Here is a 19,529-nt window from a genome sequence, read left to right as displayed (position 1 = left end):
CCCGCCTCCGGCCCCCGCGTCGAACTCGGTGGCCGGCACGGCGGTTCGACGAACCCCGGCCGCCTGGGCGTCGGGGCCTGGGGCGATCGCCTCGGCCGCGACGGCTCCGGCGGCCTCCCCTCGCGCTCCGCCGGCCCGCGCCTCGGCAGCGGCGGCGCGGTCGAGCCGGTCAAGCCGGGCGGCCTTCGTACCAGCCCCGGCAGCCGCCCCATCACCCCCGGCAGCCGCCCCCTGGCCCTCGGCACCCGTCCCCTGGACCCCGGCGGTCGCCGCATCCGCCCCGTCCGTCGTCGCCTCGGATCCCGTGGTCACAGTGTCAGCTCCGATCGGTGGCGGGGGTTGAGGCGTTCGCGCCAGGCTCCGGTGAGGCCGGCGAGGGCGAGGGTGGGGACGATGATGAAGAGGCCGGGGAAGAGGGTGGGCCACCACTGGCCGGCGAGGAGGGAGCCCCGGGCGCTCTGGACGAGGGTGCCGAGGCTGGCCGTGTGGGTGGGCAGCCCGAGTCCGAGGAAGGACAGGGCGGACTCGTGCCACATGGCGTGCGGCACCATCAGCACGGCGGCGAGCGCGGCCTGCGGCAGCACCCCGGGCAGCAGATGCCGTACGGTCACCCGCCACCGGGAGGCACCGCCGGAGACCGCCGCGTCGATGTAGGGGCGGGAGCGCAGGGACAGCACCTCGGCGCGGACGATCCGGGCGGTCGACAGCCAGTGGGTGAGGGCGACCGAGACCACCACCGGCCAGACGCCCGGCCGGAACAGGGCGACGATGAAGATGCCGAGCAGCAGATGCGGCACGGACGACACCGTGTCGACCAGCCGCATGACGAGCCGGTCGGCCCGGCCGCCGAGCGCCCCGGCGGTGGCCCCTACGGCCGTGCCGATCACGGTCGCGGTGAGGGCGGCGGCGAGACCCACGAGCAACGAGACGCGCAGGCCGTAGACACAGCGCAGGAGCAGGTCACGGCCGACGTCGTCGGTGCCGAACGGGTGGGCCCAGGAGGGCGGTCGCAGCTTGGCGGCCAGGTCGACCGCCTGCTGGTCGAGTTGGACCAGCGGCGGTACGAGGAGGACGGCCAGGACGGTCACCGCGACCAGTGCGGCGGAGGTGCGCACCCGGAGGGTGTGCGTCGAGCGGCGGTTCGGGCCGCGCGACCGCCACGCGGACCCGGGCGGCGGCGCCGCGACTGCCCTGTCAGTCATGAACATCGTGGACATCGTGGGCTTCACCGTCACAGTTCACTCAGCTTCACTCTCGGGTCGATCAGGCCGTACAGGAGGTCCGCCAGCAGGTTCCCGATGAGGACGGCGACCGTGGCGAGCGTGGTGAGCGCGGCGAGCAGCGGGAAGTCGACGGCGGTGGCCGCCTCCACCGTGGCCGCCGCGATACCGGGCCAGCTGAAGACGCTCTCCACGAGCAGGGCACCAGTGATGAGTTCGGGCACGCGGGAGCCGATCAGGGTGAGGACCGGCAGCAGTCCGGAGCGCAGTGCGTGGTGCAGGAGCACCGTGCGTTCGGCGATGCCCCGGGCACGGGCGCCCCGTACCGGGTCCTCGGCCAACGCGTCGCCGACGCCCTGCCGTACGTACAGGGTGAACCAGGGTAGTTGGGAGAGGGCGAGCACCCCGGCGGGCAGGACGAGGTGGTGTGCGACCTGGCCGGCCGTGACCTGTTCGCCGGCGGTGTCGGTGAGGCCGCCCGCCGGGAGGACGCCCAGCTGGAGGGCGAAGAGCCAGACGGCGAGCAGAGCGACCCAGAAGACGGGCGCGGCTTCGAGGCCGTACGCGGCGGAGGTGACGGCCCGGTCGAGCCATCCTCCCGGGCGGCGGGCGGCGAGCACGCCCAGCGTGGTCCCCAGCAGGACCGCGGCGGCGAAGGCGACCGCGCACAGGAGCGTCGACCAGACGAGGCGTTCGCCGATGACCTGGGCCACCGGCTGGCGCAGCACGCCGGACTCGCCGAGGTCGCCCGTGAGCGCGGACGTCAGCCAGCGCCACCAGCGCACGGCGAACGGCTGGTCCACGCCGAGGTTGGCGCGCAGCCGGTCCAGGGTCTCCTGGTCGGCGCCGAGGGCGGCGGTGCCCGCGTACGCCTTGACGGGGTCGAAGGGGGAGGCGGCGGCGATCGCGAACACGCCGAAGGTGACGACGAGGACGACGGGGACGGCGAACAGGGCCCGGCGTCCCGTCAGTCGTGCCATCGCTCCCCAGGGGAGTCGGGTCACGTCCGCGGCTGCCAGTCCTCGATGTTCCACCACGGTCCGGAGGCGAAGCCGTGCTCGTGCGGCTCGACCTGGGTGGTCAGGCCGTCCCAGCGGTCGGCGAGGACGTAGACGTGGTCGATGTGGGTGAGGAAGGTGTAGCCGGGGTCCTTCACCAGCTCGCGCTGGAGCGTGTCGTACGCGGCCTTGCGGGCGGCGTCGTCCCGGCCGCGGCGGCCGGTGTCGAGGGCTTCGTCCACGGCCGGGTTGGCGTAGCGGCCCATGTTGTTGAAGCCGTCCCCGGCGAGGGAGGAGTGCAGCATCGTGTACAGGCCGAAGTCGGGGTCGCCGGTGGAGCCGAAGCCGGCGAGGACGGCGGTGTCCTTCATCCTCGGCTCGATGACCTCCCAGGTGGCGCTCTCCACCGTCACGTCGATGCCGGCCTTCTTGGCGTCGGAGGCGTAGGCGAGGGCGTGGTCCTGGCGGACCTTGTCGCCGGAGGGGTAGAGCAGGGTGAAGGCCGCCTTCGTGCCCGCCTTGGCGCGGATGCCGTCCGCGCCGGTCCGCCAGCCCGCCTCGTCCAGGACACGTGCGGCCTTGGCGAGGTCCTGGGGGCGTTCGATGCCCCGGGCGAACCAGGGGTCGTCGCTGGGCAGCGGCCCGTACGCCGGGCGGCCGGCGCCGTCGAGGATCTGGTCGACCATGGCCTCGCGGTCCACAGCCGCGTCGAGGGCCTGCCGGATCGCCCGGTCGCCGGTGACCTCGTTGTCGGTGGGGAGGGTGACGGTGCGATAGTCGTAGGACTTGGCGCCGTACCTCTTCCGGCCGCCGTCGTTCTCGAAAGTGGCGGCAAGGTTGGGTGGCAGGATCGCGCCGTCGAGGTCGCCGGAGCGCAGCCGGGTGGCGCGTACGTCGTCGTCCTCGACGATCGCCATGGTGAACTTCTCCACCTCCGGCGCGCCGCCCCAGTAGCGCGGGTTGGCCTTGAAGGTGAGTTTCTCGCCCCGGCTCCAGGCGGACAGGACGTACGGACCGGTGCCGACCGGCTCGGTGTTGAAGGAGCCGGTGTTGGGGTCCTGCTTCCCCGCGATGTGCTCCGGGACGATCGGCAGGACCGTACGGCCGGCGAAGGGCGCGTAGGGGTAGTCGAGGGTGAAAACGACCCTGTCGTCGCCGTCCGCCCGCACCGACTTGATGGCGTCCAGTTCGCTGCGGGCGGTGTTGTTGGTCTTGGCGTCCAGCACCGTCCGGTAGGTGAAGACCACATCGGCGGAGGTCAGGGGCTCGCCGTCGCTGAACTCCACGCCCTCGCGGAGGGTGTAGGTGTACGTCCGGCCGTCGTCGGCGATCCGGGGCAGCGCCTTGGCCAGGGCGGGTCTCAGCTCCAGGTCGGCGTCCCGGGCCAGCAGTCCGTCGAAGATCTTCGAGTTGCCGTTCTTGCCGTAGCCGAGGAGCGGGCTGAGGGTGTCCGGCTCGGACGCCACCCCGATCACGACGGAGTCGGCCGGGCCGCCGCCGTCGGCGCCACCGCCGGGCGCGGAGCACGCGGTGACGCCGAGGGCCACCGCCGCCGCGACGGCGGCACCTCGTATCGGTCGGGACGTCATGAGCCTCACACCCTTGCTGCGCCATAAGTGCTGTTGCACATTGATTGCAAGTAAGGGCTACCCCGGTGGGTCGCACATCAGTCCAGCGATGTGACCTGCGGGTTTCTGCTCAGGTGGCGGCGGACGTGCGGCCGGGGCTGATCAGGTGGTGGTGCCGCCGCGGCGGGACCGGAACCACCACGCGCCGCCGCCGAGTGCGAGCAGGACCACCGCGCCGATGCCGAGGGGTACGGCCAGGGAGCCGCCGTCGTCGCCGTCGGTGCTGTCCGCCGCGGCCTGTGCCGACGGTGTGGAGGCGTCGGCGCTCTTGTCGGCCGAGGGGGTGGGCGTGGCCGTCGTGGGGTCTGTCGAGGGGGTGGGGCTCACGAGCTTCGCGCCGGGTGCGGCGGCCTTGAGGTCCAGGCGGGGTGCCGGGTGGCCGTGGCCGTGGCCGTCGCCCTCGGCTTCCTCCTCCAGTTCGATCCAGCGGTCCACCTTGCCGTCGCTGTACGACTGGAGGGTCTTGAAGACCAGCGACTTGGTGTCGGGCAACTGTCGTACGGTGACGACGTATTCGACGTCCTCCCCGACCGCGAGCTTGGCGCCGGACACCGTGTAGCCGCGGTCGGTGGGGGCGAACTTCCAGCCGTCCGGGCCCTCCTTGTAGGTGAGGTCGGCGGGGACCAGGCCCTTGGGCAGGATCACTTCCAGCTTGGTGATGCCGGCGGAGGCGGACTCCGACTCGGCGGAGAAGGTGAGGTCGACGTTCTGGTCGAGGGCGCGGGCGCCCTCCGCCTCGACCTCCGCGTGGGCCGCGGCCGGCCCCGCGGTGGCGACGGCGACCGCGAGCGCGGCTGCGGTGAGAACGCCGAGACGGCGCGAACGGCGTACCAAGGTCGGGCGATGCACTGCGGACTCCCTGTGACGACGGTGTGAAGGCGTGAAGGCGTGAAGGCGTGAAGGCGTGAAGGCTGAATTCAAGCGCAGGGCGAGACCCGTGGCCAAGGGCGACCAGGTGTGCGAGCGGTTCCGGCCAACTGCCGTCGCCGCACAGGCGCTCGTGTGCGGCGTGGGGAGGGTGGGGCGTGCGCCGTGGTGTGAGCTGTTCCACGGCGCCCGCGCGCCCCTCGTCTCCGCTTGTCAGCGTCCTTGTCCGGGCACTACTGTCACCACGCCTTGGTGAACGGGAAATCCGGTGTCATGCCGGTGCGGCCCTCGCCACTGTGATCGGGAAGTCCGGCTCCGGTCCTCACGGACAGCCACTGGGTCTTCGGACCCGGGAAGGCGGAGCATGGGCGGTGTCACCCGTAAGCCAGGAGACCGGCCAAGGCGCGTCAACCATCCACGAGGTGCTGGAGAGGGTCTGCTGAGCCATGCACATAGCCGAGGGTTTCCTTCCTCCGGCGCACGCGATCGCCTGGGGCGTCGCGTCCGCGCCATTCGTCGTCCACGGAGTCAGGGCACTCACCCGTGAGGTCAAGGAGCACCCCGAGAGCACGCTGCTGCTCGGTGCCTCGGGTGCCTTCACCTTCGTCCTGTCCGCGCTGAAGCTGCCGTCGGTCACCGGGAGTTGCTCCCACCCCACCGGCACCGGCCTCGGCGCCATCCTGTTCCGGCCACCGATCATGGCCGTCCTGGGCACCATCACCCTGCTCTTCCAGGCGCTGCTGCTCGCGCACGGCGGGCTGACCACGCTCGGCGCCAACGTCTTCTCGATGGCGATCGCCGGCCCCTGGGCGGGGTACGGCATCTACCGGCTGCTGCGGCGCTTCGGCGTGCCGCTGATGGTCACGGTGTTCTTCGGCGCGTTCGTCGCCGACCTGGTCACCTACTGCGTCACCAGCGTGCAGTTGGCGCTCGCGTTCCCCGACCCGAGCAGCGGCTTCCTGGGCGCGCTCGGCAAGTTCGGCTCCATCTTCGCCGTCACGCAGATCCCGCTGGCGATCAGCGAGGGCCTGCTCACCGTGCTGGTGATGCGGCTGCTGGTGCAGTCGAGCAAGGGCGAACTGACCCGGCTCGGCGTGCTCCTGACCGGCGGGCGCGACCGCGCCGGGCGCGCGAACGAGACCGACGACGCGAACGGGACCGAGGCGGTGGCCCGATGACCAGGACGGCCAAGAAGATGAGCCGGAACACGAAGATCAACGCCCTGCTGCTGCTCGTCGTGGCCGCGCTCGCCGTGCTGCCGCTGGCCCTCGGCCTCGGCGACCACAAGGAGGAGCCGTTCGCGGGCGCCGACGCGGAGGCGGAGACCGCGATCACGGAGATCGAGCCGGACTACGAGCCGTGGTTCTCCCCGCTGTACGAGCCGCCGTCCGGGGAGATCGAGTCGGCGCTGTTCGCCCTTCAGGCCGCGATCGGCGCGGGCGTCCTCGCGTACTACTTCGGCATCCACCGGGGGCGGCGTCAGGGCGAGGCGCGGGCGCGGGCGCAGCTCGACGGCGCCGGGGACGCCCCCACGGCCGGTACCGGTACGGCGAAGGCCGAGGCGGTCGCGGCCGGTGCGACGGCCTCGCGGTCGGCCTCGCGGTCGGCCTCGCGGTCGGTCTCCGGCGACGAGGGCTCGTCCGGTGGCAGCGGTGACTCCCCCGCTGGACGGGTCTGACGCCACGTGCTGCCGATCGACGCGGCGGCGCACAGCAGTCGCTGGCGCCGCCGCCATCCCGTGGACAAGGCCGTGCTCGGGCTCGGCCTCACGGTGCTCGCGATCTCCCTGCCGCCCTGGCCGGGCGCGGCTCTGGTCCTGCTGACCGCGCTCGTGGTGCTGCTGGGCCCGGCCGGGGTGCCCGGCCGCCGGCTGTGGCGTGCCTACCGGGTGCCGCTGGGTTTCTGTGTGACCGGCGCGCTGCCGCTGCTCGTCCAGGTCGGCGGATCCGACGGGTTCGTCACCCTGGCCGACGGCGGCCCGGTCCGCGCCGGGGAGCTGCTGCTGCGCACCTCGGCCGCCTCCCTCGGTGTCCTGCTGTTCGCGTTCACCACACCCATGTCGGACCTGCTGCCCCGGCTGGTGAAGGCCGGGGTGCCCGCGCCGGTCGTGGACGTGGCGCTGGTGACGTACCGCATGAGCTTCCTCCTGCTGGACTCCGTGCGCCGGATCCGGGAGGCGCAGGCGGCCCGGCTGGGCCACACCACCCGGGCCGCCACCTGGCGTTCGCTCGCCGGTCTCGGCGCCACCGCCTTCGTCCGGGCCTTCGACCGCGCGGCCCGGCTGCAGACCGGTCTCGCCGGGCGCGGCTACGACGGCACCCTGCGCGTCCTGGTCCCCGAGGCCCGGGTCTCGGCCCGGTTCACGGCGGCCAGCGTCGCCCTGCTCGGGGCCGTGGCCGCCCTCACCCTCGTACTGGATTCGTCCTGGAAAGGCCGCTGACATGAGCGAGCACATGAGCGAGCACATGAGCGAGCCCGTGCTGGTCTCCCTGCGGGGCGCGTCGTTCGCGTACGAGGACGGGCCGCCCGTGCTCAGCGACCTGGACTTCGAGGTGCTGGAGGGGCGGGCGCTCGCCCTGCTGGGCCGCAACGGCAGTGGCAAGACGACGCTCATGCGGCTGCTCAGCGGTGGACTGCGGCCCCGGAGTGGCGAGTTGGCGGTCGAGGGGCGGACGGTGACGTACGACCGCAAGGGGCTGACCCGGCTGCGGACGACGGTGCAGCTGGTCGTGCAGGACCCCGACGACCAGCTGTTCGCGGCCTCCGTCGCGCAGGACGTGTCGTTCGGGCCGCTGAACCTCGGGCTGCCCGACGCCGAGGTACGGGCCCGGGTGGACGAGGCGCTCGGCGCGCTCGGGATCGCCGCGCTCGCCGACCGGCCCACCCATCTGCTCTCCTACGGCCAGCGCAAACGGACCGCCATCGCGGGAGCGGTCGCGATGCGGCCCCGGGTGCTGATCCTGGACGAGCCGACCGCCGGACTCGACCCGGACGGGCAGGAGCGGCTGCTCGCCACCCTGGACGACCTGCGCCGGTCCGGCACCACCGTCGTGATGGCCACCCATGACGTCGACCTCGCCCTGCGCTGGGCCGACGACGCGGCGCTGCTCACCCCGTCCGGCGCGCGCACCGGCCCGGTGGCCGCGATGCTCGCCCGAACGGATCTCCTTGAGCAGGCGGGGCTGCGACTGCCCTGGGGCATCGCGGTCGCTCAACACCTGCGGGAACAGGGGCTGTTGGGCGAGGAGGAGGCTGGTCCGCGGACGCCGGAGGAGCTGGCCGCCGCGGCTCAGGTCCGCAGACCGTAGACGCGGGTGGCGGTGCCCGCGAAGACCTCGTGGTGTTCGGCCGGGCTCAGTCCGGACGTCAACGAGCGGGCGGCGTCGAGGACTTGGGCGTAGTCGGCGGCGAGTCGGCAGACGGGCCAGTCGGAGCCGAACATCAGCCGGCCGGGGCCGAAGGCGTCCAGCACGGTGTCGGCGTACGGGGCGAGGTCGGCGACGGACCAGGTCTTCCAGTCCGCCTCCGTGACCAGGCCGGAGAGCTTGCAGACGGTGTTCGGCAGCGCGGCCAGCCTCCGTACCTCCCCCGCCCACGGCTCCAGTTCACCGGAGGCGATGGGCGGCTTCGCCACGTGGTCGAGGACGAAGGTGAGTTCGGGGAGTCGGGCCGCCGCCTCCACGGCGGCCGGGAGCTGGTGGGGCTGGACGAGGAGGTCGTAGGCGAGTCCCTCGTCGGCGACGGCGGACAGGCCGCGCAGCACGTCCGGGCGGACCAGCCAGCGGGGGTCGGGTTCGCCCTGCACCTGGTGGCGGATGCCCGCCAGGTGCTCGCCGCCGGGGCCTTCGCGCAGTGCGGCGAGGGTCTCGGCGACGGCGGGCGAGGTGAGGTCGGTCCAGCCGACGACCCCGGTGACCAGGTCGCTGCCGGCGGCCAGGGCCAGGAACTCGGGGGTCTCCTCGGGCACGGTGATCGTCTGCACCAGGACCGTGGCGGTGACACCGGCGGCCCGCGCCTCGGGTTCCAGCTCGCGGAGGGTGAAGTCGCGGCGCAGCGGGGCGAGTTCGGGGCCGGTGATCCAGTCCTGGTCGCGGACGGAGAGGTCCCAGACGTGGTGGTGGGCGTCGACGATCCCGGAGCCGACGGGGGTGCCGGTCACAGTTCCCACACCACGGGCAGGCCCGCGTCGGAGCCGTCCGCCGAGTAGTCGTGGACGACGTCGAGGAGGTCGGCCATCCGGGCCTGCCAGGCGATGTTGACCGGCAGCTTCTCCAGCTCCGCGATCATCGCCGCGTAGTCCTCGACCTCCAGCAGATGGAAGAGGTCGGTGCCGCTGCGCCAGATCGTCCACTCGCTCACCCCGGCGGCGCGGATGGCGGTGGTCAGTTCCTCGGGGACCTCGCGGTGGGCCGCCTCGTACTCCTCGACGCGGTCGGCGCGGACCTTGGTGTGCAGGGCGACCCTCACGACGGCTCCTTCACGACAGTTTCCTCGGCTAAGGCTGCTTGGGCGGCGGGACGGGGGTGTTCGGGTGCAGCAGCCCCTCGGCGCGCAGGTCGTCCCAGAGGGCGGGCGGGATCGGGTGGCCGAGCAGGTCGACCGCGTCGCGCACCTCCTCGGCGGAGCGGGCACCGGTCAGTACGGACGCCACCGCAGGGTGCGCGGAGGGGAACGCCAGGGCGGCGCCGCGCAGCGGTACGCCGTGGCGTTCGGTGACGGCCTTCAGCCGCAGGGCGCGGTCGAGCACGGGGCTCGGGGCGGGGGCGTAGTCGTAGGTGACGCCGGGTTTCGGGTCGATCAGCAGCCCGGAGTTGAACGCACCGCCGATCAGCACGCTCCGGCCCCGCGCGGCGGCCTCGGGGAGCAGGTCGTCCAGGCCCTCCTGTTCGAGGAGGGTGTAGCGGCCGGCCAGCAGCACCACGTCGATGTCGGTCTCGCGCAGGAAGCGGGCGGGTACGGGGCACTGGTTCATGCCGACGCCGATGGCTCCCACGACGCCCTCGGCGCGCAGCCGCTCCAGGGCCGGGTAGGCCTCGCGCAGGGCCTGTTCGACGTGGTCGTCGGGGTCGTGGAGGAGGACGGTGTCCACGCGGTCGAGGCCGAGCCGTTCCAGGCTGGCCTCCAGGGAGCGCAGCACTCCGTCGGCGGAGAAGTCCCAGACCCGGCGGTGGGTCGCCGGGACCGCGAAGCCGTCTGCCAGGTCGTCGCCGTCCCCATCGGCGGGCACCAGCAGCCGGCCGACCTTGGTGGAGATCGTGTACGACTCCCGGGGCCGGCCCCGGAGCGCGGCGCCGAGGCGGCGTTCGGAGAGGCCGAGGCCGTAGTGGGGCGCCGTGTCGAAGGTGCGGATCCCAGCGTCCCAGGCGGCGTCGATCGCGGCGGCGGCCTCCTCGTCGGACACCGGGCGGAAGAGGTTGCCGATGCCCGCGGCGCCGTAGGCCAGTTCGGTGACGCGGACCTCGGTGCGGCCGAGGGCCCTGGTCCTCATGAGCCGGCCGGGCGGAGCCGGAGGCCCTGCATTCCGCCGTCGACCGCGAGGGCCGTGCCGGTGACGGAGGCGGCGGCGGGGCTCGCCAGGTAGACGATGGCGGCGGCGACCTCGTCGGCGTGGACCAGCCGGCCCATGGGCTGGCGGGCGTTGAGGGCGGCGCGCTCGGCCTCGGGGTCGTCGGCGGCGTCGAGGAGCCGGCCGACCCAGGGGGTGTCGGCGGTGCCGGGGTTGACGCAGTTGACGCGGACGCCCTCGCGGACGTGGTCGGCGGCCATGGCGAGGGTCAGCGAGAGGACCGCACCCTTGCTTGCCGAGTACAGGGCGCGCTGCGGCAGTCCGGCGGTGGCGGCGATGGAACAGGTGTTGACGATCGCCGCGTGGGAGGAGTTCCGCAGATGGGGCAGGGCGGCGCGGCTGGTGCGGACCATGCCGAGGACGTTGACGTCGAGGACGCGCTGCCACTGGAGGTCGGGGTTGTCCTCGACGGTGCCCTGGGCGCCGATGCCCGCGTTGTTGACAAGGATGTCGAGACCGCCGAGCCGCTCGACGGCCTCCGCGACGGCGGCCCGTACGGAGGCGTCGTCGGAGACGTCGGCCTTGAGGCCGAGCAGCGGGGCCGAGGCGCCGGAGGGGTCGAGGTCGAGGACGGCGACCCCGGCGCCCCGGGCGGCGAGCAGCCGGGCGGTGGCGAGCCCGATGCCGGAGGCGCCTCCGGTGACGATCGCGCGGAGGCCGTTCAGCTCACCTGTCGGTTCACCTGTCGTTCCGGTCATGCGACTTCCTCTCGTCCGGCGAGGTCGGCGGCCCAGAACGCGCCGTCCGGGTAACGGTATTCGGCGAGCGACCCGGGGTGCATGGTGGCGGAGAAGCCGGGGGTCAGCGGGGCGACGTAGTGGCCCTCGCGCATCACCACGGGGTCGGTGAAGTGCTCGTGGAGGTGGTCGACGTACTCGATGACGCGGTCGTCGGTGGTGCCGGAGAGGGCCAGGTAGTCGAACATCGACAGATGCTGGACCAGTTCGCACAGGCCGACGCCGCCTGCGTGCGGGCAGACGGGGACGCCGAACTTCGCGGCGAGCAGCAGGATCGCCAGGTTCTCGTTGACGCCGCCGACGCGGGCCGCGTCGATCTGGAGGACGTCGAGGGCCTCGGCCTGGAGGAGCTGTTTGAAGACGATGCGGTTCTGGACGTGTTCGCCGGTGGCGACCTTCACGGGGGCGACGCCCCGGCGGACGGCGGCGTGGCCGAGGATGTCGTCGGGGCTGGTGGGTTCCTCGATCCAGTAGGGGTCGAAGTCGGCGAGGGCCCGGGTCCATTCGACGGCCTCGGCGATGTTCCAGCGCTGGTTGGCGTCGATGGCGATGCGTACGCCGTCGCCGACGGCGGCGCGGGCGGTGCGCATCCGGCGCAGGTCGTCGGCGAGGTCGGCGCCGACCTTCAGCTTGATCTGGGTGAAGCCGTCGGCGACGGCCTGCTTGGCCAGCCGGGTGAGCTTCTCGTCGGAGTAGCCGAGCCAGCCCGGTGAGGTGGTGTAGCCGGGGTAGCCGCGCGCCAGCAGCCTGCTCTCGCGCTCGGCGAGCCCGGTACGGCCCCGGCGGAGCAGGTCCAGCGCGTCGTCGGGGGTGAGGGCGTCGGCGATGTAGCGGAAGTCGACCTGGGAGACCAGCCACTCGGGGTCGGCGTGCGCGAGCAGCCGCCACAGGGGCTGTCCGGCGCGTTTGGCGGCCAGGTCCCAGACGGCGTTGACGACGGCGCCGATCGCCATGTGCATCACGCCCTTCTCGGGGCCGAGCCAGCGCAGCTGGCTGTCGCCGATCAGGTCGCGGTTGACCGAGCCGGGGTCGGCGCACAGCTCCTCGACCGAGCGGCCGAGGAGGTGCGGGCGCAGGGCGCCGATGGCGGCGACCTGGACGTCGTTGCCGCGGCCGATGGTGAAGGTGAAGCCATGGCCCTCGTGCCCGTCGCCGGCGTCGGTGCGCAGCACGACATAGGCGGCGGAGTAGTCGGGGTCCGGGTTCATGGCGTCCGACCCGTCCAGCTCCCGCGAGGTGGGGAACCGGATGTCGTAGGTGTCGACCGCGGTGATCCGGGCGGGGGATGCAGTCACGGGGGTGCTCAAGGGGGTGCCTTTCACGCTTGGCCGAAGGTCTGGCGCTGGCTCCCGAGCCCGTCGATCTCTAGCTCGACGGTGTCACCGGGGCGGAGATAGGGGGTGCCGGGCAGGCCGAGGGCGACGCCCGCGGGTGTACCGGTGTTGATCACGTCGCCGGGCTCCAGAACCATGTACCGGCTGAGGTACGCCACGATCTCGTGGACCGGGAAGATCATGTCGCGGGTGTGCCCGTGCTGGCGTTTGACGCCGTTGACGCTGAGCCGCAGCCCGAGGTCCTGCGGGTCGCCGGTCTCGTCGGCGGTCACCAGCCAGGGGCCCATGGGGTTGAAGGTCTCGCAGGACTTGCCGAGGTCCCACTGCGAGGAGTACTCCAGCTGGAACTCCCGCTCGGAGACGTCGTGGCTGACCACATAGCCGGCGATCACCTCGGCGGCGTCCTCGGGTCCCTCCAGGTAGCGGGCCCGGCGTCCGACGACGACGCCCAGCTCGACCTCCCAGTCGGTCTTGGCCGAGCCGCGCGGGATCAGCACCTCGTCGTAGGGGCCGACGACCGTGCCCGGGTCCTTCAGGAAGACGACCGGGCGGGGCGGGATCGCGGCGCCGGTCTCGGCGGCGTGGTCGCGGTAGTTCAGCCCTACGCAGACGACCTTGCCGGGGCGGGCGACGGGGGCGCCGATCCGCAGTCCGGCGGTGTCCAGCTCGGGCAGTCCGCCCGCCTCGACCGCCGCTCGGGCCCGGTCGACTCCCCCGGAGGCGAGGAAGGCGCCGTCGATGTCGGGGACCACGGAGGACAGGTCCAGCAGCCGGCCGTCGTCGGTTCGGACGGCGGGCCGCTCCTCTCCCGGGGCGCCGACGCGTAGCAGTTTCACTGGGCAGCTCCCTTGCCATGGGATCGGTCGGCCATCGGTCGGCCATCGGTCGGCCATCGATCAGCCGTCGTCGTCCATCGTCATTCATCGGAGGAATGGCGCACCGCGACTTTAAGGGCAGTTCGGCGCCCTGACAACGCATTCCTCGGATGTATTTGATCGACGCCCACTTCTCCCCAGGGTGACGAATTAGTGATGAGTGCCCCCTTGTCTTCCCCGGCAATGCCGTCGTAACGTCCTCGACGTCCGAGATACATCGGAGGAATCGCTGCAAGAGCCACACCTAGATCGTGGCCTCCCCAACTCCGCTGCTCGTTCATCCGGTTGACCCTCTATCCCTCCCCTCCGACGGTTCACGCATGCCTGTACCGGAGGGCGGCCTCCCTGTCCTGGCTAAGGAGAACCCGGCCATGAAGCTCGCTCGCACCCGCTCCACCGCCGCAGCGGCCTGCGCCCTCGCGGCCCTCACCCTCCTCACCGCGTGCAACCGTGACAGCTCCTCCGGGTCGGCCGGCTCGGGCGGTGACAAGCCCGCCATCGGTATCGACCTGCCGCGTTCCGACTCGGACTTCTGGAACTCCTACGCCGAGTACCTGAAGAAGGACGTCAAGTCCGAGGACATCAACGCGCTCCCGCTCAGCAACTCGCAGAACGACATCACCAAGCTCGTCGCCAACGTCCAGGTGTTCCAGAACACCGGCGCCAAGGCCGTCGTCATGGCCCCGCAGGACACCGGCGCCATCGCCTCCACCCTCGACACCCTCGCGTCGAAGAAGATCCCCGTGGTCAGCGTCGACACCCGCCCCGACAAGGGCGACGTCTACATGGTGGTCCGCGCCGACAACCGGGCGTACGGCACCAAGGCCTGCGAGTTCCTGGGTGAACAGCTCGGCGGCAAGGGCAAGGTCGCCGAGTTGCAGGGCGCGCTGGACTCGATCAACGGGCGGGACCGCTCCGAGGCGTTCGCGGAGTGCATGAAGACGAAGTTCCCGGACATCAAGGTGTTCGAGCTGCCCACCGACTGGAAGGGCGACGTGGCCTCCGCCAAGCTCCAGTCGCTGCTGGCCCAGCACCCCGACCTCAACGGCATCTACATGCAGGCCGGCGGTGTCTTCCTGCAGCCGACCCTGGCCCTGCTGGAGCAGAAGGGCCTGCTGAAGCCCGCCGGGGAGAAGGGCCACATCTCGATCATCTCCAACGACGGCATCCCGCAGGAGTTCGAGGCGATCCGCAAGGGCCAGATCGACGCCACCGTCTCCCAGCCCGCCGACCTGTACGCCAAGTACGCGCTGTACTACGCCGAGGCGGCGGCCGAGGGCAAGACCTTCAAGCCGGGCAAGACCGACCACGACTCTACGATCATCGAGATCCCCAACGGCCTGGAGGACCAGCTCCCCGCGCCGCTGGTGACCAAGGAGAACGTGGACGACAAGACCCTGTGGGGCAACAACGTCGGCTGACCCCGCCCCGGCCGACCGCACTCCCTCGCATCCCCCACGCCTCGTATCCACCCCACGAAGGACGGTATCCACCATGGCGGACACCGCGACCGCCGCGGCGAACGGCGGCGGCCTCCCCGCCGCCGGGAGTCGCACCCCGGTGGCCGAGGCCACCGGCATCAGCAAGAGGTTCGGGGCCACCGTCGCGCTGCGCGACGCCCGGATCACCATCGCGCCGGGCGAGTCGCACGCGCTGGTCGGCCGGAACGGCGCCGGCAAGTCGACCCTGGTGTCCATCCTGACCGGGCTGCGGCACGCCGACACCGGCACCCTGCGCTTCTCCGGCGAGGCGGCGCCACCCGTCGGGGACATCGACGCCTGGCGGTCCAGGGTCGCCTGCGTCTACCAGAAGTCCACGATCATCCAGGACCTGACCGTCGCCGAGAACCTCTTCCTCAACCGGCAGAGCGACGGCGCGCTGCGGCCCATCCGCTGGAAGCAACTGCGGGCGCGGGCCGAGGAGTTGCTCGCCGGGTACGGCGTGGACGTGAAGGCCGACGCGCGGGCGCGGGACCTCACCGTCGAGCAGCGGCAGTTCGTGGAGATCGCGCGGGCGCTGTCCTTCGGCGCCCGGTTCATCATCCTCGACGAGCCGACCGCCAAGCTCGACGCCCGCGGCATCAACCGGCTCTTCGACAAACTCCGCGACCTCCAGCGCCAGGGCGTCGCTTTCCTCTTCATCTCGCACCACCTCCAAGAGGTCTACGACCTCTGCACCACCGTCACCGTCTACCGCGACGCGGCCCACATCCTGACCGCGCCCGTCGCCGAACTCGACCACCGGCAGCTGGTGGAGGCCATGACCGGGGAGACCACCGTCACGGCGGCGGAGACCGTCGAGAACCGCCCCCCGGTACGGTCCGACGCCCCCGAGCTGCTGGCGGTCGAGCACCTCACCCTGCCCGGCGCCTGCGAGGACCTGTCGCTGTCGGTGCGCGCGGGCGAGGTCGTCGGCCTCGCCGGGGCGGCGGCCAGCGGCAATGTGCGGGTGGGCGAGACCGTCGCCGGACTGCACCGGGTCGAGGAGGGCACGATCTCGGTCCGGGGGCGGCGGGTGCGCGGCGGCAGTGTGCCCTCGGCGCTCGCCGTGGGTGTCGGGCTCGTCCCGGAGGACCGGCATCTGCAAGGGCTGGTCAACAACCGCAGCGTGGCGGAGAACGCGACGCTCACCGTCACCGACCAGCTCGGCCCGTACGGCACCGTGCTGCCCTCCCGGACCAGGGTCTTCGCCCAGCGCATGATCCGGGACCTCGACATCAAGACCCCGGGCGGCGCCACCCCTGTGTCGGCGCTCTCCGGCGGCAACCAGCAGAAGGTCGTCGTCGCCCGCGCCCTGGCCACCGACCCGCATGTGCTGGTGGCGATCCGCCCGACCAACGGCGTGGACGTCAAGTCCAAGGAGTTCCTGCTGCGCCGGATCCGGCAGATCGCCGACGGCGGGAAGGCCGCGCTGATCGTCTCCGACGAACTGGACGACCTGCGGGTGTGCGACCGGGTCGCCGTGATGTTCCACGGGCGGGTGGTCGCCGAGTTCGACCGCGGCTGGCGGGACGAGGACCTGGTCGCCGCCATCGAGGGCGTCCCCGACGCTCCCGCCTCCGACGCCCTGTCCTCCGACGCTCCTTCCTCCGGCACCCCCGCGTCCGACACCCCCGCCTCCGACACCCCCGAAGAGCACGGAAGGTAGTCATGTCCGCCACCACTGATGTCACCGACCCCGCCACGAACGTGGCGCGGGAGACCGACGGAGACACCCGCCGCGGGCTCGACCTCGGTCGCTTCCGTGAACTGTCCCTGGTCCCGGCGATCCTCGTGCTGGGCCTGATCGGGTTCATCGTCTCGCCGGCCTTTCTGACCGCCGACAACCTCATCGGTGTGGCCCAGCAGTCCACCGAGCTGAGCCTGCTGGTGCTGGCCACCGCGCTCATCCTGATCTGCGGCCGGATGGACCTGTCCCTGGAGTCCACGATCGGCGTGGCGCCCGTCATCGCGGTCTGGCTGGTACTGCCGACCAGCGGCGCCCGGTTCACCGGCCTCGGGCTGCTGCCCGAGTGGACGGCCGTACCGCTGTGTCTGCTGGTGGGCGTGGTGATCGGCGCCGTCAACGGGTTCCTGATCCTGAAGCTGCGCCTCAACGGCTTCATCGTCACCCTCGGCATGCTGACCATGCTGCGCGGTCTCCAGGTGGCGCTCTCCGAGGGCCAGTCCATCGTGGAACTGCCGTCCTCCTTCACCTACTTGGGGAAGGCCTCGTGGCTGGGGGTGCCGGCCGCGATCTGGATCTGCGTGGTGCTGTTCGCCCTCGGCGGCAGCGCGCTGGCCTGGCTGCGGCACGGGCGGGCGCTGTACGCGATCGGCGGCAACGCGGAGGCGGCCCGCACGGCCGGTGTCCGGGTGGACCGGATCGTGTGGGCGGTGCTGATCCTCGGCAGTGTGCTGGCCGCGTTCGCCGGCATCCTCTACAGCGGTCACTACGGCTCGATCTCCGCGACCCAGGGCAGCGGCTGGATCTTCCAGGTGTTCGCCGCGACCGTCATCGGCGGGGTCAGCCTCAACGGCGGCAAGGGCTCGGTGTTCGGCGCGCTCACCGGTGTGCTGACGCTCCAACTCGTCGTGAACGTCATGACGTTGGCCGGAGTGCCACCGCTGTGGAACCAGTTCCTCAACGGCGCGATCATCATCGTCGCCCTGATCATCTCCCGCTTCGCCTCGGGCGAGAAGCAGGAGTGACCCCGGCGGACCGGGCGGAGGGAGACACCTCGTGGCACTCACGGACGAGGCGATGGACAAGATCAAGGCGATGATCGTGGCCGGTGAGCTGGCGCCGGGCTCCCGCCTTCCCAAGGAGGAGATCCTCGCCGCCCAGCTCGGGCTGTCCCGCAGTTCGCTGCGGGAGGCGGTACGGGCGCTGACCGCGATGAGGATCCTGGTCACCCGGCAGGGCGACGGCACGTATGTGTCCAGTCTGGAGCCGCATCTGCTGCTGGAGTCGCTCTCCTTCGCGTCGGACGTCTCCCAGGGGCAGACGGCCCTGCAACTGCTCCAGGTACGGCGGCTGCTGGAACCCCACGCCACCGGGGCGGCGGCGGCCCTGCTCACCGCCGGGGACCTGGACGAGCTGGGCGCCATCCTGGAGCGGTCGCGGGCGGCCGCCACGGTGGAGGAGTTCGTCGGCCACGACATCGCCTTCCATCTGCGGATCGTGGAGGCGGTCGGCAACCCGGTGCTGTCGATGCTGCTGCGGGTGCTCTCCACCCGCACGCAGCGGGCCCGGATCGTCCGGGGCACCCGCACCGAGCGGTCCGTGGAGCACGCGCACCGGGAGCACGAGGAGATCCTCCGCGCGCTGCGCGCCCGTGACGCCGCGCTGGCGGTGTCGGCGGCGACGGTCCATGTCGCCGCCGTGGAGCAGTGGATGGCGCACGGGCTCGTCGAGGAGGATCCCCTCTGCGTGGCCGAGGGCTGACCGCGCTCACCTGTCGGTGCCCACCTGTCGTCGGCCACATGTCGGCGTTCACATGTCGGTGGCGTCCACCAGTTCACCGAGGTCGACGAACTTGAAGCCGGTGCCCGTGCGGGTGCCGCCCTCGCCGTCCGGGGCCCCGGGGGTCTCCTGGCCGTCCTGGACGACGAGCAGACCGCGCGGATAGCGGTGGCCCAGCGGGGCGTTGAGGACGGCCGCGCCGTCACACTCCTCCACACTGTCCAGGGTCGGCGAGGCGGCACCGATCCGGAAGCCGCCCTCGTACTCGTTGCCCTCGCCCACCTCCCGGTCGTACAGGGCGAAGGTGTTGTCCCCTTGGCTGGAGGCGAGCAAGTAGCCGTCTCCGTCCCGCTCCTGATAGATCGTCAGGCCCTCGACGTCGGCCGACAACCGTTTGCCGCCATAGCCGGGGTCGGTGCCCGGCGCGCACTCCTCGGTCTCCTCGTCATAGGTGCCGGGGACGCCGTACTCCCTGGTCCGGTCGACCAGGACCGGCTTGCCGGTGAGGTCGGCGCGCAGCCGCCAGATGCCGATGTCCTCCTGGCCGGCGTAGAGGGTGCCGGTGGCGGGGTCGACGACCATGCCCTCGACCTGCGGGAGTTCACCGGATTCGCCGCAGGGGCTCCAGGTGCTGCCGTCGGGCAGGCGGAAGGAGGACGGCAGGTCGAGGGTGCGGATCGTGCGGTAGCCGACCTTGCCGTGGGCCGCCGGGAGGAGTTCGAGCAGGGCGAGCCGGGTGCGCTCGCGCCTGCTGACCAGGGCGTAGGTGCGGCCGGTGGCCTTGTCGGTCCAGGTGGCGAGGCCGTACGCGGTGCGCTGGTCGTTGATCTCGGCCTGGTCGGCGGAGAACACGGGCGCGGCGGCCGGGTCGGTGATGTCGGTGAGGGGTCCGCCGCGGCGGGCGGGATCGATGCGGTAGATCCGCAGCCGGTCGTTGCCCCGGTCGCTCACCACCGCCACATCGGCCCGGCCCGCCGAGGTGCGCAGACCGGTGACCAGGTCGACGTTGTTGTAGCGGCCGGGGGCGTCGTCGTCCGTGGGCGGCTTCGGCGCGGCCAGTGTCTGCACGAGGCGGGCGTCCAGGTCGTAGACGCGCAGGCCGCCCTCCTTCGCGGTGGCGACGACGAGGCTGCGGCCCGGGTCGGCGGGGTTCCGCCAGATCGCCGGGTCGTCGGCGTCGGCGTTGCCGCCGGCCTCGTCGTCGTGGAGCGCGGCCGACTCGCTCGTGGCGGTCACCGTCGGCAGGACGGGCGTACCCGCTCCCGCCGGGGAGACCGCCAGGACGGTGGTCAGCGCGGTGCCCGTGGCGAGGAGGGCGGCTCTTCGAGCAGTGCGGGGCGTTCTCACACGCGCTCCCTTG

The 19,529-nt window shown here is 72.2% G+C and carries 19 protein-coding genes and 1 riboswitch; of the genes, 8 read left to right on the top strand and 11 right to left on the bottom strand.

Going from position 1 to position 19,529, the window contains the following annotated elements:
- Positions 1-308 precede the first annotated feature (308 nt).
- From ACZ7MG_RS03535 to ACZ7MG_RS03520, 4 genes are all read right to left on the bottom strand, one after another.
- Positions 309-1,202, bottom strand: coding sequence for an ABC transporter permease (locus ACZ7MG_RS03535; protein WP_471396125.1), 894 nt, complete (start codon positions 1,200-1,202; stop codon positions 309-311).
- Positions 1,203-1,231: 29 nt separating this feature from the next.
- Positions 1,232-2,200, bottom strand: coding sequence for an ABC transporter permease (locus tag ACZ7MG_RS03530; protein WP_471396126.1), 969 nt, complete (start codon positions 2,198-2,200; stop codon positions 1,232-1,234).
- 20 nt (positions 2,201-2,220) lie between these two features.
- A complete protein-coding gene (locus ACZ7MG_RS03525) occupies positions 2,221-3,807 on the bottom strand; it encodes an ABC transporter substrate-binding protein (protein WP_471396128.1) in 1,587 nt (528 codons plus the stop codon).
- Between the two features lie 141 nt (positions 3,808-3,948).
- Entirely contained in the window at positions 3,949-4,695 is a 747-nt protein-coding gene (locus tag ACZ7MG_RS03520; RefSeq protein WP_471396131.1) for a DUF1775 domain-containing protein, read from the bottom strand.
- Between the two features lie 251 nt (positions 4,696-4,946).
- Positions 4,947-5,129: riboswitch (cobalamin riboswitch) on the top strand.
- A 30-nt stretch (positions 5,130-5,159) separates the two neighbouring features.
- Between ACZ7MG_RS03520 and ACZ7MG_RS03515 the strand changes: the two genes are divergently transcribed.
- Genes ACZ7MG_RS03515 through ACZ7MG_RS03500 form a run of 4 tightly spaced genes read left to right on the top strand, consistent with a single transcriptional unit; the run spans position 5,160 to position 8,021 of the window.
- On the top strand, positions 5,160-5,891 hold the full coding sequence (locus ACZ7MG_RS03515; protein WP_471396133.1) for an energy-coupling factor ABC transporter permease: 732 nt from the start codon (positions 5,160-5,162) through the stop codon (positions 5,889-5,891).
- Between the two features lie 17 nt (positions 5,892-5,908).
- Entirely contained in the window at positions 5,909-6,391 is a 483-nt protein-coding gene (locus tag ACZ7MG_RS03510; RefSeq protein ID WP_471396235.1) for an energy-coupling factor ABC transporter substrate-binding protein, read from the top strand.
- 6 nt (positions 6,392-6,397) lie between these two features.
- Complete coding sequence (cbiQ, locus tag ACZ7MG_RS03505; protein WP_471396136.1) at positions 6,398-7,153, top strand: cobalt ECF transporter T component CbiQ; 756 nt, start codon at positions 6,398-6,400, stop codon at positions 7,151-7,153.
- A gap of 25 nt (positions 7,154-7,178) precedes the next feature.
- Positions 7,179-8,021: an energy-coupling factor ABC transporter ATP-binding protein gene (locus tag ACZ7MG_RS03500; protein WP_471396237.1), complete on the top strand. Its 843-nt coding sequence runs from the start codon at positions 7,179-7,181 to the stop codon at positions 8,019-8,021.
- Here the strand turns inward: ACZ7MG_RS03500 and ACZ7MG_RS03495 are convergent.
- The 6 genes from ACZ7MG_RS03495 to ACZ7MG_RS03470 are packed head-to-tail and all read right to left on the bottom strand — an operon-like array spanning position 8,003 to position 13,186.
- On the bottom strand, positions 8,003-8,872 hold the full coding sequence (locus ACZ7MG_RS03495) for an amidohydrolase family protein (protein WP_471396137.1): 870 nt from the start codon (positions 8,870-8,872) through the stop codon (positions 8,003-8,005). The two genes, ACZ7MG_RS03500 and ACZ7MG_RS03495, sit on opposite strands and share 19 nt — an antisense overlap.
- Positions 8,869-9,180 carry an L-rhamnose mutarotase gene (locus ACZ7MG_RS03490; RefSeq protein ID WP_471396139.1) on the bottom strand — a complete coding sequence of 104 codons (312 nt, stop codon included), beginning with the start codon at positions 9,178-9,180 and terminating at the stop codon, positions 8,869-8,871. The genes ACZ7MG_RS03495 and ACZ7MG_RS03490 overlap by 4 nt, the downstream gene beginning before the upstream one ends.
- A 28-nt stretch (positions 9,181-9,208) precedes the next feature.
- Positions 9,209-10,201, bottom strand: a complete 993-nt coding sequence (locus ACZ7MG_RS03485; RefSeq protein ID WP_471396140.1) for an aldo/keto reductase — start codon at positions 10,199-10,201, stop codon at positions 9,209-9,211.
- A complete protein-coding gene (locus ACZ7MG_RS03480; protein ID WP_471396143.1) occupies positions 10,198-10,977 on the bottom strand; it encodes an SDR family NAD(P)-dependent oxidoreductase in 780 nt (259 codons plus the stop codon). Before ACZ7MG_RS03480 ends, ACZ7MG_RS03485 begins: the two co-directional genes overlap by 4 nt.
- Positions 10,974-12,311 carry an L-fuconate dehydratase gene (locus ACZ7MG_RS03475; RefSeq protein ID WP_471396146.1) on the bottom strand — a complete coding sequence of 446 codons (1,338 nt, stop codon included), beginning with the start codon at positions 12,309-12,311 and terminating at the stop codon, positions 10,974-10,976. Before ACZ7MG_RS03475 ends, ACZ7MG_RS03480 begins: the two co-directional genes overlap by 4 nt.
- Positions 12,312-12,334: 23 nt before the next feature.
- Positions 12,335-13,186 (bottom strand): fumarylacetoacetate hydrolase family protein, encoded by an 852-nt coding sequence (locus tag ACZ7MG_RS03470; RefSeq protein WP_471396147.1) that lies wholly within the window; start codon positions 13,184-13,186, stop codon positions 12,335-12,337.
- A gap of 410 nt (positions 13,187-13,596) precedes the next feature.
- Between ACZ7MG_RS03470 and ACZ7MG_RS03465 the strand changes: the two genes are divergently transcribed.
- The 4 genes from ACZ7MG_RS03465 to ACZ7MG_RS03450 all read left to right on the top strand — a co-directional run bounded on the left by ACZ7MG_RS03465 (position 13,597) and on the right by ACZ7MG_RS03450 (position 18,151).
- Positions 13,597-14,646, top strand: a complete 1,050-nt coding sequence (locus ACZ7MG_RS03465; RefSeq protein ID WP_471396150.1) for a sugar ABC transporter substrate-binding protein — start codon at positions 13,597-13,599, stop codon at positions 14,644-14,646.
- Positions 14,647-14,719: 73 nt separating this feature from the next.
- A complete protein-coding gene (locus ACZ7MG_RS03460) occupies positions 14,720-16,372 on the top strand; it encodes a sugar ABC transporter ATP-binding protein (protein ID WP_471396152.1) in 1,653 nt (550 codons plus the stop codon).
- Positions 16,373-16,374: 2 nt separating this feature from the next.
- The gene (locus ACZ7MG_RS03455; RefSeq protein ID WP_471396154.1) at positions 16,375-17,415 is read left to right on the top strand and encodes an ABC transporter permease; all 1,041 of its coding nucleotides are present in this window, start codon (positions 16,375-16,377) and stop codon (positions 17,413-17,415) included.
- A 31-nt stretch (positions 17,416-17,446) separates the two neighbouring features.
- On the top strand, positions 17,447-18,151 hold the full coding sequence (locus tag ACZ7MG_RS03450; RefSeq protein ID WP_471396156.1) for a FadR/GntR family transcriptional regulator: 705 nt from the start codon (positions 17,447-17,449) through the stop codon (positions 18,149-18,151).
- 48 nt (positions 18,152-18,199) lie between these two features.
- On the opposite strand, the gene ACZ7MG_RS03445 is transcribed toward ACZ7MG_RS03450, so the two are convergent.
- Positions 18,200-19,516, bottom strand: coding sequence for a phytase (locus ACZ7MG_RS03445; RefSeq protein WP_471396158.1), 1,317 nt, complete (start codon positions 19,514-19,516; stop codon positions 18,200-18,202).
- Positions 19,517-19,529 lie beyond the last annotated feature (13 nt).

The sequence above is a fragment of the Streptomyces sp. NPDC107538 genome (assembly GCF_055657445.1).
The sequence above is the reverse complement of the archived record's forward strand: the minus strand, read 5'-3'. Positions and strand labels throughout refer to the sequence as shown.

Bases quoted from the DNA above. Each gene is read 5' to 3' on its own strand.
- ACZ7MG_RS03535 (WP_471396125.1), bottom strand. From the start codon at position 1,202: ATGACTGACAGGGCAGTCGCGGCGCCGCCGCCCGGGTCCGCGTGGCGG.
- ACZ7MG_RS03530 (WP_471396126.1), bottom strand. From the start codon at position 2,200: ATGGCACGACTGACGGGACGCCGGGCCCTGTTCGCCGTCCCCGTCGTC.
- ACZ7MG_RS03525 (WP_471396128.1), bottom strand. From the start codon at position 3,807: ATGACGTCCCGACCGATACGAGGTGCCGCCGTCGCGGCGGCGGTGGCC.
- ACZ7MG_RS03515 (WP_471396133.1), top strand. From the start codon at position 5,160: ATGCACATAGCCGAGGGTTTCCTTCCTCCGGCGCACGCGATCGCCTGG.
- ACZ7MG_RS03510 (WP_471396235.1), top strand. From the start codon at position 5,909: ATGAGCCGGAACACGAAGATCAACGCCCTGCTGCTGCTCGTCGTGGCC.
- ACZ7MG_RS03500 (WP_471396237.1), top strand. From the start codon at position 7,179: ATGAGCGAGCCCGTGCTGGTCTCCCTGCGGGGCGCGTCGTTCGCGTAC.
- ACZ7MG_RS03485 (WP_471396140.1), bottom strand. From the start codon at position 10,201: ATGAGGACCAGGGCCCTCGGCCGCACCGAGGTCCGCGTCACCGAACTG.
- ACZ7MG_RS03480 (WP_471396143.1), bottom strand. From the start codon at position 10,977: ATGACCGGAACGACAGGTGAACCGACAGGTGAGCTGAACGGCCTCCGC.
- ACZ7MG_RS03465 (WP_471396150.1), top strand. From the start codon at position 13,597: ATGAAGCTCGCTCGCACCCGCTCCACCGCCGCAGCGGCCTGCGCCCTC.
- ACZ7MG_RS03460 (WP_471396152.1), top strand. From the start codon at position 14,720: ATGGCGGACACCGCGACCGCCGCGGCGAACGGCGGCGGCCTCCCCGCC.
- ACZ7MG_RS03455 (WP_471396154.1), top strand. From the start codon at position 16,375: ATGTCCGCCACCACTGATGTCACCGACCCCGCCACGAACGTGGCGCGG.